The organism is Bacillus cereus group sp. MYBK15-3 (assembly GCF_051916765.1).
Taxonomy (GTDB): Bacteria; Bacillota; Bacilli; order Bacillales; family Bacillaceae_G; genus Bacillus_A; species Bacillus_A cereus.
Window position 1 is genome coordinate 154,193 of sequence record NZ_JBQAHG010000003.1, and the last position, 16,758, is coordinate 170,950.

The window sequence follows — 16,758 nt, forward strand, 5'->3', positions numbered from 1 at the left end:
GAGAGGGGAAAAGGTGATGAAACAGAGTAAAGAAGAGTTTATAAAGAGTGAAGGCGCTGATTTCCCTGGAAAAACATATGTGGATTGTGTATTACAACATGTATTTAATTTTCAACGAAATTACTTATTGAAAGATATGTTTCAAGTGCATAAAGCACATATTGCGATGCTGACGGAAGAAAATTTAATGAAAAAGGAAGAAGCTAAAGTTATATTACACGCATTAAAAAAGGTAGAGGGAATTCCAGAAGAGCAATTGCTCTATACAGAGCAGCATGAAGATCTCTTTTTTTTAGTCGAACATTTAATTTCTCAAGAAGCGAAATGCGATTTTGTAAGTAATATGCATATTGGTAGAAGTAGAAATGATATGGGTGTAACGATGTATCGCATGAGTTTAAGGCGATATGTATTACGATTAATGGAACATCATTTGTTATTGCAAGAAAGTGTACTACAACTTGCTGCTGATTATAAGGAAACAATCATGCCAGCTTATACACATACACAACCGGCACAGCCAACAACATTTGGTCATTATACGTTAGCAATTTATGATACGATGCAAAGAGATTTAGAACGAATGAAAAAAACGTACCAGCTTTTAAATCAGTCTCCAATGGGGGCGGCTGCACTCTCTACAACAGGTTTCCCGATTAAACGAGAACGAGTTGCTCATCTACTTGGATTTGCAAATGTAATTGAGAACTCATATGATGCTGTTGCTGGAGCGGATTATTTATTAGAAGTTAGCTCGCTACTTATGGTAATGATGACGAATACGAGTAGATGGATTCATGACTTTTTGTTGTTAGCAACGAAAGAATATGACGGTATTACTGTTGCAAAGCCATATGTACAAATCAGTAGTATTATGCCGCAAAAACGAAATCCGGTTTCAATTGAGCACGCTCGTGCAATTACGAGTAGTGCTTTAGGAGAAGCATTTACAGTATTTCAAATGATTCATAATACACCATTTGGTGATATTGTCGATACGGAAGATGACTTGCAGCCATATTTATATAAAGGGATTGAAAAGGCAATTCGTGTTTTTTGTATGATGAATGCAGTGATCCGAACGATGAAAGTAGAAGAAGAAACGTTAAAAAGTCGTTCATATAAACATGCAATAACGATAACGGATTTCGCCGATGTTTTAACAAAAAACTATGAAATTCCATTTCGGCACGCTCATCATGCAGCAAGTGCTATTGCAAATATGTCATTGGAACAGAAAAAAGAACTACATGAATTACACTTCAAAGAGGTAAATATGTACTTGCAAGAACATTTTAAAATAAATTTATTAGAAAAAGAGTGGAAAGAAATTATATCGCCAGAAGCTTTTATTCAAAAAAGAAATGTATACGGTGGACCGAGTAAAAAAGAAATGAATCGTATGATTCAAAATCGAAAAGAGTCATTTCGAAAAGAAGAAGATGTATTTGAAAAGGAAAAACAGAGGATTTTACAAACTGAAAATGATTTGAATATATTAGTTTCTAATATTATAGAATTGTAAAAGAAGGATTTAATGAATTAATCGCCAATATTTAATTAAAATATAAATAGAGAGAAGAGATTGTCGATGATTCAATTACATGTATATGAAGAGATTCTTCATTTTAAAGAAGATGTTACACTATTTCTAGAAAAGAATGAGCAGGAAAACAATCTCATATTAGGTGTATTACAAATGGTCCAAGAACCGATATTTATGGGGATAGCGAAACAAGGAGAAGAAATTGCGGTTGTATTTCTACAAACAGAAGAGAAGAAACAAATCATTGTTGCAACTTCTGAAATTTCGGGAGTAGCTATTGAGGAACTTGCAAAAGAGTTAACGAAAGTATACCCGGATATTCCTGGATTGATCGGTAATAAGAAAATTGTACAGAAATTAGCGGAAGAGATTGCGGTATTAGAAAATAAGAAAACGAATATTACAATGGAACAAGGTGTGTATGAGCTCAACAGAGTAAAGAAGAAGTGTAATGCGGATGGACTTTTCCGGGCGGTAAATAATGATGAATTACCGTTAATAGAACAGTGGATATATCAATTTTGTGAAGACGTAAAGCTTCCTAATACGAAAGAAGAAGCAAAACAAACTGCGTATACATTAATAACTACAAATCGACTGTTTGGTTTGGAAGTGGATGGGAAACTCGTTTCTGTAGCTGCAAAAACGAGACCAACTAAAAATAATATAACAGTCAATTTCGTATATACGCCGAAAGAAGCAAGGAAAAAAGGGTATGCATCTCATTGTGTAGCAGCACTTAGTCAACGTATGTTAGATGAAGGCTACCAGACGACTACGTTATATACTGATTTAGCGAATCCGACATCTAATAAAATTTATCAAGAAATTGGTTATGAACAAATTGCGGAATCTGTGCTCATATTTTTAGAGAAGTAAAACAAAAAGGCGTGCTATTTTAGCACGCCTTTTTGTTATTCATCAATTCTAATAACCTCGCCTTGAGGGAATTCCTCAGTTTCTAGTAAGTTACGAATAGCTTTCGCAACATATTCAGGTGATAATAGCTTTCCTTCTTCTTTTAATGCAATGAAGCGGTCTAAATTTGTGAAGTCTTCTTTATTTGTTTCACGAATTTGTGCTTGCATATTTGTATCAACAACACCGGGGGCAAAAGCGACGATTTTTACTGGATACTCTTTTTCCACTTCTTCAGTTGCTACGCATTGTGTAAACATATTTACACCAGCTTTCGTCGTACAATAAGCGCCCCATCCGAAATAAGGATTTTTTCCTGCACCAGATGAAATATTTATAACGCGTTTATCTACTTTCCATTCTTTCGTATGTTTCATAAACGTAGATGTAAGAATCATAGGTGCAAGTAAATTAATGTGAACGTTCGTAATGAATTGTTCACTTTCTGCTTTTTCAATCGGCTTCATAGGTGCAACTGTACCTGCATTATTAATTAAATGAATAGAGGATACATTGTCTTCTTTAATGGATGAAATGATTTCTTTAAAGTTAGTTTCTAAGTTATGTACATCTTGAAGATCTAAGGAATGAAAAATGCAATTGCTGTTATATTGCTCTGCAAGTTTAGTAAGTTCTCTATTTTCTCTTCTAGAAATAGAGATGACAGTTGTACTTTCTTCTAACAATTGAGTGGCAATAGCCTCACCTAAACCTTGTGAAGTTCCTGTTATGATAACGTAGCGCATAGTTTTATAAACTCCTCTCGTATGTGCGGAATTTTGTTGGACAACGTACATTGCATAGTTTGTCTACATTTTATAGTATAGAGCACTTTTTACTATAAATGAAATGAGATGATTGTGTGCCTTTTATAAACCGTTTTACAACAACAGTACCTGGTGCCGTCACGTTCACTGGGAACACGTTAGGGCTTAGCCCTACATCACCTGCGCCAGGTAATATTTTTGGTACACTTGCTGTATTTACTACGGTAAATACAGCGCTGCAAGTACCAGGGTTCCCAGCAGGAACGACGGATGAATGGCAATTGAATTCTTCAAGTGCAATTTTAAATCTTCCGGCGGGGAGTAGTGTGCTATATGCAGAGTTAGTTTGGGCTGGTACTTTTCGGACTGATACGGAAGATGTTTTACCATTTTTAAATGATGATATTACATTTACAACACCATCAGGGACGTTTGCTGTTACGCCAGATCCCGCTACCGCGCAGCAAGGTTCAGTAGGAAATCAGTTTTATTATGCTCGCTCTGCTAATGTAACGAATCTTGTTAGTGCAGGTGGGGCAGGCACATATACAACAGGTGCTGTGCCCGCTGCAAGAACTTCAGCTGATCCAACAATCAGTCGTTCAGCTGGCTGGACGCTTGAGGTTGTATATCAAAATGCAAGTTTACCTCTTCGGAATTTGTCAGTTTATGCAGGCCAAGAAATTATTGATGCTTCATCCCCGCCTGTTGATGCTACTATTTCAGGATTTGCTACGCCGGCAACAGGAGCTGTTACAGGAAGAGTGCTCGTAACTGCTCAAGAAGGCGATTCTAACATTGTTGGAGATCAACTTCGCTTTGGACCGAATGCAAATGCTACAGTTGCATTATTCGGACCGAGAAACCCTGCGAATAATTTCTTCCAGTCTCAAATTTGTAATGACATTGGAGAGTTAGATACAACCGGGACATTTGGAGATTTGAATCAGCCGTTAGGGATAGCTTTAGCTGTCCGAAGACAAGGGTGGGATATTACGAATGTAAATGCCTCTGCATCATTAGTAAATAATCAAACGTCAGCAACGGTTCGATTTGTTACAAATGGAGATGGATACGCTGCAGCTGGTTTTGGTGTTCAAATTGATGCAACAGGTCCAATTATTAATCCTGTTAAATCAGTTAATAGAACAGTCGCAGGGGTAGGGGATACCCTCACTTATACGATTACGGTCCCAAATACAGGAACAGGAAGTGCAGAAAACGTTGTATTACGTGATAGTATTCCGAACGGAACGACGTTTGTTGCAGGTAGTGTTACGGTAGGGGGAGTAACACAGCCGAATGCAAACCCTGCTAATGGAATTAATTTAGGTACAATCCCAAATAACACGCAAAGAATTGTTACATTTCAAGTTCGAATAACATCATTCCCGAATCCCAATCCTATTTTAAATCGTGCAATGGTGTCATATCAATTTCGTCCTTTCGTTGGTAGTCCTCCTATTACAAGTACGTCTTCTTCAAACACAGTACAAACGACAGTGAATCAAGCAACTATAAGTATGCAGAAATCTGTAGATTTACAGACGGCAACGCTTAATGATGTATTAACGTACACAGTTAATGTCACAAATAATGGAAATGTCACTGCGAGCAATGTTATTTTTGTTGATAGTATCCCTGCTGGAACAACATTTGTCGCAAATAGCGTTACGGTAAATGGAGTAGCACGTCCAGGAGCGAATCCAGCAAGTAGTATTAATCTAGGAAGTATTAATGCTTCGCAAACGACTGTAGTGCGCTTTCAAGTTCGAGTAACATCGAACCCTCTTGTCAATCCAATTCCAAACCGTGCAAGTGCAACATTTACTTTTACCCCAGTGCCTGGTCAACAACCAGTTTCAGGGCAAGCGACAAGTAATACTGTAGTTACGACAATTAATATAGCTGATATAACAACGAGAAAAACAGTGGATAAAGCTTTTGCAACGGTTAACGACGTTCTTACGTACACGGTAACAATTCAAAATACAGGAAATGTACTTGCAACGAACGTTATTTTTCAAGACCCAATCCCAATTGGAACGACTTTTATCGCAAATAGTGTGACTGTGGACGGGGTTTCACAACCTGGGGCAAATCCAGCGAGTGGGTTTACGGTAGCTAATATATCTCCTGGCGGAAGTAGGACTGTTACATTTCAAGTACGAGTAACATCTACGCCGTCAGGAGGTACGATTCCGAATCGCGGAAATGTGTCTGCTAATTTTGTCGTTATTCCAAATCAGCCACCGATAACAATTAATAGACTAACGAATACAGTTGTGACACAAGTTAATACAGGTGGTTTGAATGTAATAAAAGAAGTGAATACAATGCAAGCAGCAGTAGGGGATACTTTAACATACACAATTGCCGTCCAAAATACAGGGAACGTTCCGTTAACAAATGTATTTTTCCAAGACCCTATTTCTTCTGCTGTTTCATTTGTTGCAAATTCTGTAACAATTAATGGAGTACAGCAAAGTGGACTAAATCCGAATACAGGATTTTCTCTTCCGAATATTCCTGCGGCTCAAACAGTTGTAGTCACATTTGACGTGTTAATTGTACAGGATCCAGAAAATGAAGATATTTTAAATCAAGCGAATGTAACAGCAAGCTTTCAAGTGAATCCGAGTGAACCACCAGTGACAATTAATGTTCCGAGTAATGTTGTGAATACGACAGTACAATCAGGAAACTTTGAAGTTGTGAAATCAGTGAATACAGATGTTGCGACGGTAGGAGATGTTTTAGTATATACAATCGAAGTTATAAATGCAGGTAGTGTACCAGCTACAAATGTATTTTTTCAAGATTCAATTCCACAAGGGACATTATTTATTGAAAATAGTGTATTGGTTAATGGTGTTTTACAAGAGGGGGCAGATCCAGGACTTGGATTCCCATTAAATGATTTACCTACTGGCGCCAGTGTTATTGTTACGTTTGAAGTATTAATTGATGAAATTCCCCAAGGAAATAATGTCGTAAATAATGCGAATGTAACTGGAGATTTCCTTGTAAATCCAACAGAGCCACCGATTACTGTAACAGTACCAAGTAATACTGTTATGACGGTCGTGAATTCTTCAGGGTTAAATGTAAGGAAAAGTGTAAGTGCTACTGAAGCCGGTGTAGGAGATACGTTAACGTATACAGTCCGTATACAAAATAGTGGAACGGTGGCAGCGACAAATGTATCATTCCTTGATCCGATTCCAGTTGGAACCACTTTTGTAGCGAATAGTGTAACAATAAACGGGACACCTCAACCAGGTTTAAACCCGACAACTGGATTTCCACTTGCTAATATTCCAGTAGGAGGTATGGTGACGGTCACTTTTCAAGTGACAATCACGAGTATACCACCAAATAGAGTTCTTCCGAATAATGCGAATGTCACTGCTGATTTCCAAGTAAGTCCTCTCCAGCCACCAATTACAATTGTAACGATTAGTAATATTGTTGTGACGCGAGTGAATGTAGGATCACTTAATGTAATGAAGAGTGTAAATACACCACAAGCCGGTGTAGGAGATACGTTAACGTATACGATTCTTATTCAAAATACAGGAACTGTTCCTGCAACGAATATTGTTTTTCAAGATCCAATTCCGTCTGGTACTGCCTTTGTATCAAATAGTGTGACGATAAATGGAGTCGTTCAGCAAGGTGCGGATCCTATGGTAGGTTTCCCAGTACCAAATATTCCGGTCGGGCAAACATCTACGATTACGTTTCAAGTTACAGTGACGAGTATTCCGAGCGGTGGAAATATAAGAAACCAATCGAACGTTACTGCAAGTTTTCTTATAAATCCAGCAAACCCTCCAATAACGACTGTTACAAATAGTAATTTTGTAGTGACGCAAGTAAACACAGCACAGTTAAATATACAAAAATCTTCATCTGTACAACAAGCAGCACTTGGAGAAACTTACACGTATTCTGTTGTCATTCGAAATAACGGTACAGTAACAGCAACGAATGTCTCTTTCCTTGATCCAATTGCTTTAGAAACACCATTTGTAGCAAATAGTGTAACGATAAATGGAACGCCTCAACCTGGATTTGATCCAAATATTGGTTTCCCGCTTCCTAATATTGCAGCTGGAACATCATTGACAGTAACGCTCCAAGTTACGGTAGTTGCACCGTCTACACGTGGAGCAGTATTAAATACAGCATCTGCTACAGCCACTTTCTTATTGAATCCTTTACAACCACCTGTAACAACAACGAATTCAAGTAATACAACGGTAGTTACAATACCGTTACCTCCTCCTGGTGAAGTAACAGCAACAAAAACAGTTGATGTTGCAACTGGGGCTGTCGGGGATGTATTAACTTATACAGTGCTAATAACGAATGTAGGAATTATCCCTGTTACAGATGTACTCTTCCAAGATGTCATTCCAGAAGGGACGACGTTTGTTGACAATAGTGTAACGATAGGTGGAGTGCAGCAACCAGGATTAAATCCAGAAATAGGATTTACAGTTACTCCATTATTAATCGCTGGTGGAAGTATTGAGGTCACATTCCAAGTGACGATTACAGAAATTCCAGATAATGAAGTCATATTAAATGATGCAGATGTTACATTTACTTCACAACCAAATCCGCAGGAACCACCGATTACGGAAACGATATTAACAAATTTAGTCGTTACGACAATTAATATAGCGTTTATTTTTCCATTGAAACTAGTAGATAAAGAAGTAGCGACGGTAGGAGAAATATTAACGTATGATGTATTGATTTTTAATTTCGGAACAGTGCCAGCGACGAATGTTCAATTTATCGATACTACTTCCGCGGGTGTAGCATTTGTACCAGGAAGTGTGAGCATAAACGGGGTACCAGCACCAGGATTAAATCCTTTCATTGGTTTTACAGTTCCAGATATACCTGTCGATGATTTTGTACTTGTCACATATCAGGAAGTGGTTACAAGCATACCAGAAGGTGGAACGATTGTTAATTTTGTAGACGTTACAGCTACATTTGCTGTAAGTGAAACAGAACCGCCTATTACGGAAACAACGACAAGTAATACGACATTAACAGAAATCAATGAATCTGGTTTGAATGTTTTAAAATCAGTAAGTCAGCCGGTTGTTGCAGTAGGCGATACAATCACATATACAACAGTAGTTCAAAATACGGGAACAGTGATAGCGACGAATGTTCAATATAGTGATGTATTACCATCCTCTATAACATTCGTACCAAATAGTGTAACGATAAACGGTGTGTTACAGCCTGGATTAGACCCTAACACTGGCTTCTCACTTCCCGATATAACTCCAGGTGAAAGTGTAGAAGTCACATTCCAAGTAACAGTTGTTAGCGTTCCGTCAAACGGAACAATTGCCAATACGGCAAATGTTACTGGAAGCTTTATTTTAGTACCAGGAGAACCACCAGTTATAGTAAATCAGCCAAGTAATACAACACTCACAACTGTAAATAGAGGACGCTTTAATGTTATTAAACAAGTAAATAGAGCCGCTACTCTAGTTGGAGATGTATTGACGTATACAGTGCAAATAACGAATACAGGAACAGTAACAGCTAACAATGTTCAGTTTATTGATACGATTTCAACAGGTGCGTCATTTTTACCAAATAGTGTAACAATAAATGGAGCCCCGCAACCAAACTTAAATCCGATTACTGGATTTGGAGTTGGAGATATTCCAGTTGGTGAAACAGTTATAGTGACGTTTCAAGCGACAGTTACAAACATCCCGTCATCAGGAACAATTACGAACGTTGCAAATATAACAGGAAGCTTTACTTTAGTGTCAGGAGAGCCACCGGTTATAGTAACAGAGCCGAGTAATACGACGATAACTAGAGTGAATAGAGGACGATTCAGCGTTATAAAATCTGTAAATAAAGAAGCGACACGATTAGGAGATACGTTAACGTATAGTGTGCAAGTTACAAATACGGGAACGGTAACAGCGACGAACGTTCAGTTTAGCGATGTTCCATCACCTAGTTTAGAATTCGTTCTTGGAAGTGTACAAATAAATGGGATTCCGCAAGTAGGTTTAGATCCATTTATAGGCTTTGCATTGCCTAATCTTGCAGTAGGGGATAGCGTATTAATTACATTTGAAGTAAATATAATCGCAGTTCCGCCTTCTAGTAGCATTATGAATACAGCAAGAGTAACGGGTGATTTCGAATTGATTCCAGGAGAACCTCCGTCTACAATTACAAATTCAAGTAATACGACAGTCACACCAGTAAATAGAGGCAGTTTAGATATGCAAAAAGAAGTAGATCATTCAATTGTTGGAGTAGGAGAAACAGTAAAGTATACGGTTCGAATATTAAATACTGGTACTGCTGATGCGATGAATATTCAATTTATCGATGTCCTATCTCCGGAAGCTGTTTTTGTACCAAATAGTGTAACTGTAAATGGAGTAGCTCGTCCGGGAGTGAATCCGCAGGTTGGATTTACGATTGTAGACATTCCAGTCGGTGAGACGGCGATTGTAACATATGAAGCTACGATTACGAGCTTTCCAGATGGTGGTACAGTAGTGAACGTTGCTGGGGCGTTAGCAGAATATATTTTAGTACCAGGGGAGCCGCCAGTTACAGTGATGGATACGAGTAATACAGTTATAGTGACGGTAAATACTGCAATCTTATTTGTTGCAAAAGGAGCAAACTTTGAAGTAGCAATGATAGGGGATGTTGTCACTTACGGAATCGCTGTTATAAATGATAGTACAGTTCCTGTGACCAACATTGTGTTAACAGATATCATTGATCCGAATACGCTATTTATAAATGGCACGGTAACGGTAAATGATGTACCTCTTCCATTTGCTAATCCGAATACCGGTATTCCGTTAGGTGATTTTCAGCCAAATGACGCAGCAATTATTAATTTCCAAGTTGTAATAACAGGAGGACAAATAAATAATTTAGTTACAAATACTGCTATAGCAAATGGGCTCGCAACTGTAAATCCGAATGAGCCGCCAGTAGTAGTTGAAGGTGATAGCAATACAGTTGTTATCCCGTTTATTCCTCAAAATGTCTCAACGACAGTCGTAAAAACGGCAAATTTACAGGCAGCAACAATTGGCGATGTTATTACGTTTACGACAGTTATTACAAATACGGGGGATACAGCAATACAAAATATTCGTTTTCAAGATATGTTAGATAGTAGTGTTCAATTTGTCCTTGGAACTGTAACGATTGATAATACGCCAGTGCCAAATGTAAACCCAGTATCAGGTTTTATTATAGGAAATTTAAATCCAGGTGAAGCACGGACAGTTTCGTTCCAAGTAGTAGTGCAGAGCGCGCCAAATGGTTCAGGAAATTATATAAATCAAGCGAGTATTCGTTTCGAACATCAAGTAGGCACAGTATTGCCACCTGTTACACAAATGGTAGAAAGTAACATAGTTGTCATTCCATTTGTTCCAACGATAGAACAAATTTGTGAAACGAATCTTAATTGCTTAAGGAAAATTCCTTTTCAATGTTCTCCGTGTAATCATTTGCAAATAAATAAAAAATAAATACAGAAAGAGCATCCGGAAAAAAGGATGCTCTTTCTGTATTTATCATGTAGATTCTTTTTCGGGTGAGGTGAAAAATTCGTCGATTTTGTCGGAGAGTAGTAATGGAATGGCTCCTTTTATAACAGAAATGTCCCAGTCCCACCATGCGAGATTCTCTAGTTTGTCAATCGTTTCTTGTGGGAAACGATATCGAACAAATTTTGCAGGATTACCAGCCACAATTGCATATGGAGGGACGTCTTTTGTAACAACACTTTTTGCACCAATAATGGCACCGTTACCAATTGTAACACCAGATAAAATGCAGGATTGATAACCAATCCATACATCATTGCCGACTACGATATCACCTTTTGAAGAAGGGTGACCAGTAATATGTGCTCCTTCATCAAAAAGTGCATTAAATGGATAAGTTGTTATCCAGTCTGCGCGATGTTCACCGCCAAGTATGAAAACGACTTCTTCTGCTAATGAACAAAACTTACCTATTTTTAATTTTGTTTCATCGTTCCAAGAAAAAATGGTTGGCCCTACTTTACTATAAGTATAATCACCAATATCATATTTATTATATTCAGGTTTTTGATTTAAATATAACATGCTTCTTCAGCCTCCTTTCTCAATTAAGTGATACGTATGGAATATTATATGCAAGATGTAGTAATGTGAACTGTATTAATAGGTGAAATGAACAAAAGGAAGTGGGATGTATGCGATACGAAATGGGTCTATATAATAAACCGTTTCAGTCAATTCAATCAGGAAAAAAAGTATATGAAGTACGCCTATACGATGAAAAACGTCAACTAATAAACAAAGGCGATGAAATCGTATTTACGAATCTTACGACAAAAGAAATGATGACGGTAAAAGTAACGGAAATAAAGCGATACGAGAGCTTTAAAGCCATGTATGAACAAATCGATAAAAAATTATTGGATTGTGAAAATGATAGTTTAGAGGAAATGTTAGAAAGTACATACAAAATATATACGAAAGAACAAGAAAAAGAGTGGGGAACAGTTGCGATTTGTATTGAGGTAATAAAATGATAAGAAATCGCGGGGCGGCTATCATTGTACAGGAAGGAAAAATCGCTCTTATAAAACGTATTCGAGAAGAGGAAACATATTATGTTTTTCCGGGCGGAGGGATTGAGGAAGGTGAAACGCCTGAAGAAGCAATGAAAAGAGAGGTATACGAAGAATTAGGGGTACATATAAAAGTGGAGCACCTCATTGCAAAGGTAAAATATAAAGGAAATGAATATTATTATGCTGCCTATATTACAGGCGGAGTGTTCGGAAGCGGAACAGCTGAGGAATTTCAGTGGGAAGGTAGAGGAAGTTATATTCCGTTATGGCTACCGATAAACGAGTTGGAAAAAGTGAATATAAAACCTTATGAAGTGGTCGAAAATATATTTAGTCATTATAAAATATAACGTCTGACAACATACAAAAAAAACCATTGACATAGGCTTCTGATTTAAGTATTGTATTCGAGTATGTTTATAATCAGGAGGTTTATATGAGCAATCAAACTACTACACATCATGTGAAAATGACAACAGCGGATCCATCTGGAATTGGTCTATTTGGATTAGCGATGGTAACACTTGTAGCATCATCTCAAAAGTTAGGCTTAACAGATGGCGTTTCACTTGTATTACCATGGGCAATCTTTTTAGGAGGATTCGCACAAATCTTTGCTTGCATTCACGATGCAAAGCATAACAATACATTCGGTACAACAGCATTCGGTGCGTACGGTCTATTTTGGCTAGGTGTTGGAATGACTTGGTTAATTCAACTTGGAGTATTTGGCGAAAAATTAGCACAAGCTGCAGATTCAAAACAGCTTGGTGTAGCCTTTATCGGATATTTGATTTTCACAATCTTTATGACAATTGGTGCAATGGAAACACATAAAGTATTATTTATGATCTTCGTCCTTATTGATTTCTTATTTATCGGTCTTTCATTAAGTACTTTAGGTGTTATGCCGCATGCAATGCATAATTTAGCAGCATATTCTGAACTTCTTATTTCATTATTATCTTTCTATGGTTCAGCAGCAGCAGTGTTAAACACACACTTTGGAAAAGTTGTTTTACCAGTTGGAAAGCCGTTTGGTATTTTTAAAAAGTAATAAAAAAGCACAGATGATTGTATAGTCATCTGTGCTTTTTTATTTATTCCGCTCTTTGTGGGCTGTCTGAAAAAGCTTGATTGGTGAGGACTCATTAAACTTTCACTTTATTTGAAATAAGTAATGTGAAATGTAAATAAAAGTAGAAAAAAATAATTGAAATTGATTCTCATTATTAATATAATGAGAATGAGAATCATTTATTGTTAGAGGGGGATGCCAAAGTGGCAAAGATTTTAATAGCTTATGCAAGTATGTCAGGAAATACAGAGAGTATTGCTGATTTAATTAAAGTTAGTTTAGATGCTTTTGATCATGAAGTAGTATTGCAAGAAATGGAAGGCATGGATGCTGAAGAATTATTAGCTTATGATGGAATCATTTTAGGATCTTATACGTGGGGCGATGGTGAATTACCATTTGAAGCGGAAGATTTTCATGATGACTTAGAAAATATAGATTTAGCTGGGAAAAAGGTAGCGGTATTCGGATCGGGTGATACGGCGTATGAACTGTTTTGTGAAGCGGTAACGATATTTGAAGAACGTCTTGTGGAACGCGGTGCAGAGCTTGTACAAGAAGGGCTGAAAATTGAATTAGCTCCAGAAGATGAAGAGGATGTTGAAAAATGCAGTAATTTTGCAATTGCATTTGCTGAGAAGTTCTAAGAATGGGAGTGTCAACGTGGAGACAATGTTAAGTGCAACTGCTATTACAAAGTTAAGAGATGGAAAACTGTTGTTAGCTACTACATATAATGGCTTATTTGTTGAACAAGACGGAGAATGGAAACGAATTTTAAATGGTTTTCAAAAACGAATTAGGGATTTACATAGCGAAGATAATGTAGTTTATGGTGTAGGTGACGAAGGGATTTTTATTCGTAGTATGAATGGTGGAGAGAATTGGACAATTCAGCGTTTTCCAACAAAAGCAACGAGTTGGAATGTATGTAGCAATGTACAAGGAACTGTTGTTGCTCATGGAGAAAAAATGCTGTATCTTTCTAATAATTTCGGTTCGACATGGGAAACTATTCATCCGTTTCTTGAGTATGGCAGTGCGGCACCGTCTATTCGATCGTTATTTTTATATAAACATTACTTATTTATTGGTACGAAAATTCATGCTAAATATGGTGGTGTTTGGCTCTTTGATTTGAAGACACGTAAATTAAAGAGGATTAAAATTGCGATGAATCAAATGATCTCTGCGTTGACTTTACACAATTCTTATTTAGTAGCGGCAAGTGGATCGTGCAAGGGAGTTAGCGGGAATATTTCTTATTGTAAAATAGATGAAAGTATTGCAAGTGAAAAAATATATTGGCACACATGTCAAAGTGAGCAGAAAGCAAGTAGTTATTTAGACTTAAGTGTAGATCAACATATTTTATATACAACTTCAACGCAAAATAAGGCGGGTATTAGTAGTGTGTGCCGTGTGCTTCTTGAAGAAGGTATTGTTACAGTATGTGATTCGGTTAAAGGGCACGGATGGCGCATTGTTAATCAAAAAGATGGCTATGTAGTAGCCGGATCAGGTGAATTAAAAGCAATGCAGTGGGAACAAAAAATAATTTAAGAAAAAAACTTTACTTTTATTATATTGATATGATATAGTATATTTAAACCATTTTACTTTTAATAATATAGAGATTTAAATGAGCTGTAACTTCCGAGGAGGATAGCAATGTTAAATCTCCTCAGGGGTTGCAGTTTTTTAATATCTGGCTTATTATTGTAAGGTGGTTGAAAATGAATATGTACATATAGGTACATTGTAGGAGGATTTTTTTCATGCAAAACGGTAAAGTAAAATGGTTTAACTCAGAAAAAGGTTTCGGTTTCATCGAAGTTGAAGGCGGAGAAGACGTATTCGTTCATTTCTCAGCTATCCAAGGCGAAGGCTTCAAAACTTTAGAAGAAGGTCAAGAAGTTACTTTCGAAGTAGAACAAGGTAACCGTGGACCTCAAGCTACTAACGTAAACAAGAAGTAATTTTTGAAAAAAGAAGGGCTCGCCCTTCTTTTTTTTTGCACTTTTATAGATGTCCTCCTACTTACATATCATAACAAGACTGAATTTTCATTTATTTATTCGGAGTATTTTTGTATAAAGTACATGAATAAATAAATACTGAAAATAAAGTGTTTGTGTGAAAAGGAATTTAGAAAGAGGTAAATAAATTGAAAAACGCTACACATTTCATTGTGTTTGATATTGAAAGGAATTTCAGACCGTATAAATCAGAAGATCCATCAGAAATAGTTGATATCGGAGCTGTAAAAATAGAAATAGGTACAATGAAGATAATTGAAGAATTTTCGGAGTTAGTAAAACCAAGTGCACGATTAACTCGTCATACAACAAAATTAACCGGTATTACGAAAAAAGATTTAATGGGTGTAGAAAAATTCCCTCAGATTATAGAGAAATTTATTCAGTTCATCGGCGAAGGTTCTATATTTGTTTCATGGGGAAAAGAAGATTATCGCTTTCTATCTCATGATTGTACATTATATGGTGTTGAATGCCCAAGTATAGAAAAAGAAAATAGAATTGATTTGCAAAAATTTGTTTTCCAAGCATATGAGGAATTGTTTGAACATACGCCAAGTTTACAATTTGCGGTAGAACAGCTCGCTTTAACGTGGGAAGGAAAACAGCACCGTGCTTTAGCAGATGCTGAAAATACAGCAAATATACTTCTTAAAGTGTATAGCGAGAGAGATATTAATAAGCGATACAAAAGACATGGTGAACTTGAACTTGTAAAAAACGGAAAACTAACAGAAAAAGCGAAAAAAAAGATGCGAAAATGGGTGTTTAAAGAACTAAAGAAAAATACAGAACGCCCTTTTGAATGGAGTACATTTGAAAGTGGTGACACGTGGGAAAGTATAACGGAAAGATATTATATAAGTGAAAATACAGTAGAACTCCTGAAAAAACATTTTCGTACAGCAGTGAGAAAAGCGGAACGACAGATTAGGTATTTGGCTGAGATGGAGGAGAATACAGAGGTTAAATGAATTGCTCCTCCATCTCTAACTACATACATGTAATAACAGCGTATTGATATTAAATAGGCATCAACTTGTTGTTGTGATTGTACATTATAATTGCTTTGGGAGTGTTAAGACGTAATAAGAGTTTTAAACTGTATTAATAAAATAAAAATATATATAAAGAAAAGAGTGTAGTTTAATGGAAACAATCTTTAACATTTTAACTGTTTTAGTTTTTGGGATAATATTTACCACACAATTAGCATTAACTACACTTTCTTTCATAGTAAAGAAGAATTGGAAAAAACTTAATATCTCTTTAAGTTGTGGTGTATTAAAGTTTAAAATAGAAGAGTAAGATTGAGTTTTGTACAAGGGAGGTATGCTAGTGGTAGACTTGGATATTAAAGATGTCACAGTAAAGATGGAATTAAACGGTGTCTTTTGGAATGAGGATCGGATTGCTGAAATGAAGGTGACTACAAAAGAAGAGCATTCTGTTATTCTTCGTCTAGTAGTTGATTTAGAAAGTAAAACTATTAGGGCGACGAGTGCGGAAATAGTGAATGGATTCTGCCCTCTGTGCAAACAGAAAAGGGACGAATGTAGTGAACTTAATGACTTGCAAAACAAAATGGAAATTTTAGAAGAAGCCTACGATTGGGTGAGAGAACATCCGGAATATCGTTTTCAATTATCTTTTTACGAGTACAATAAATTTGAGGTAGTAAAGTGAAATTTGCATTTTAACAACTTATAGAAGGACTTGGTCAACTAGAAATATTGAAGTAGATA

The 16,758-nt window shown here is 36.6% G+C and carries 13 protein-coding genes; 11 read left to right on the forward strand and 2 right to left on the reverse strand.

Annotated features, from left to right (window positions below; genetic code table 11):
- Positions 1-16: 16 nt before the first annotated feature.
- Together argH and ACTFR8_RS14955 are read left to right on the forward strand one after the other, a co-directional pair.
- Positions 17-1,525, forward strand: a complete 1,509-nt coding sequence (argH, locus tag ACTFR8_RS14950) for an argininosuccinate lyase (protein ID WP_000813991.1) — start codon at positions 17-19, stop codon at positions 1,523-1,525.
- 66 nt (positions 1,526-1,591) lie between these two features.
- Entirely contained in the window at positions 1,592-2,425 is an 834-nt protein-coding gene (locus ACTFR8_RS14955) for a GNAT family N-acetyltransferase (protein WP_098300468.1), read from the forward strand.
- 35 nt (positions 2,426-2,460) lie between these two features.
- Here the strand turns inward: ACTFR8_RS14955 and ACTFR8_RS14960 are convergent, their stop codons facing one another.
- On the reverse strand, positions 2,461-3,210 hold the full coding sequence (locus tag ACTFR8_RS14960; protein WP_001271050.1) for a (S)-benzoin forming benzil reductase: 750 nt from the start codon (positions 3,208-3,210) through the stop codon (positions 2,461-2,463).
- Between the two features lie 116 nt (positions 3,211-3,326).
- Between ACTFR8_RS14960 and ACTFR8_RS14965 the strand changes: the two genes are divergently transcribed.
- Positions 3,327-10,799 (forward strand): DUF7507 domain-containing protein, encoded by a 7,473-nt coding sequence (locus ACTFR8_RS14965; RefSeq protein WP_200509793.1) that lies wholly within the window; start codon positions 3,327-3,329, stop codon positions 10,797-10,799.
- A 45-nt stretch (positions 10,800-10,844) separates the two neighbouring features.
- Here ACTFR8_RS14965 and ACTFR8_RS14970 read toward each other — a convergent pair whose 3' ends face one another.
- Complete coding sequence (locus tag ACTFR8_RS14970) at positions 10,845-11,402, reverse strand: CatB-related O-acetyltransferase (RefSeq protein WP_000966304.1); 558 nt, start codon at positions 11,400-11,402, stop codon at positions 10,845-10,847.
- A 110-nt stretch (positions 11,403-11,512) separates the two neighbouring features.
- On the opposite strand from ACTFR8_RS14970, the gene ACTFR8_RS14975 reads away from it, so the two are divergent.
- The 8 genes from ACTFR8_RS14975 (at position 11,513) to ACTFR8_RS15010 (ending at position 16,699) form a co-directional block, all read left to right on the forward strand.
- Positions 11,513-11,854, forward strand: a complete 342-nt coding sequence (locus ACTFR8_RS14975; protein ID WP_001268347.1) for an ASCH domain-containing protein — start codon at positions 11,513-11,515, stop codon at positions 11,852-11,854.
- A complete protein-coding gene (locus ACTFR8_RS14980) occupies positions 11,851-12,246 on the forward strand; it encodes an NUDIX hydrolase (protein ID WP_000620827.1) in 396 nt (131 codons plus the stop codon). The genes ACTFR8_RS14975 and ACTFR8_RS14980 overlap by 4 nt, the downstream gene beginning before the upstream one ends.
- A gap of 86 nt (positions 12,247-12,332) precedes the next feature.
- Positions 12,333-12,953, forward strand: a complete 621-nt coding sequence (locus ACTFR8_RS14985) for an acetate uptake transporter (RefSeq protein ID WP_000070938.1) — start codon at positions 12,333-12,335, stop codon at positions 12,951-12,953.
- Positions 12,954-13,177: 224 nt separating this feature from the next.
- Complete coding sequence (locus ACTFR8_RS14990) at positions 13,178-13,621, forward strand: flavodoxin (RefSeq protein ID WP_001062752.1); 444 nt, start codon at positions 13,178-13,180, stop codon at positions 13,619-13,621.
- 16 nt (positions 13,622-13,637) lie between these two features.
- Positions 13,638-14,537, forward strand: a complete 900-nt coding sequence (locus tag ACTFR8_RS14995) for a WD40/YVTN/BNR-like repeat-containing protein (protein ID WP_000449493.1) — start codon at positions 13,638-13,640, stop codon at positions 14,535-14,537.
- A gap of 215 nt (positions 14,538-14,752) precedes the next feature.
- Positions 14,753-14,953: a cold shock-like protein CspB gene (gene cspB / locus ACTFR8_RS15000; RefSeq protein ID WP_001179150.1), complete on the forward strand. Its 201-nt coding sequence runs from the start codon at positions 14,753-14,755 to the stop codon at positions 14,951-14,953.
- Between the two features lie 188 nt (positions 14,954-15,141).
- The gene (locus ACTFR8_RS15005) at positions 15,142-15,987 is read left to right on the forward strand and encodes an exonuclease (protein WP_000786417.1); all 846 of its coding nucleotides are present in this window, start codon (positions 15,142-15,144) and stop codon (positions 15,985-15,987) included.
- A gap of 364 nt (positions 15,988-16,351) precedes the next feature.
- Positions 16,352-16,699 carry a hypothetical protein gene (locus ACTFR8_RS15010; protein ID WP_000227983.1) on the forward strand — a complete coding sequence of 116 codons (348 nt, stop codon included), beginning with the start codon at positions 16,352-16,354 and terminating at the stop codon, positions 16,697-16,699.
- The last annotated feature ends 59 nt before the right edge of the window (positions 16,700-16,758 follow it).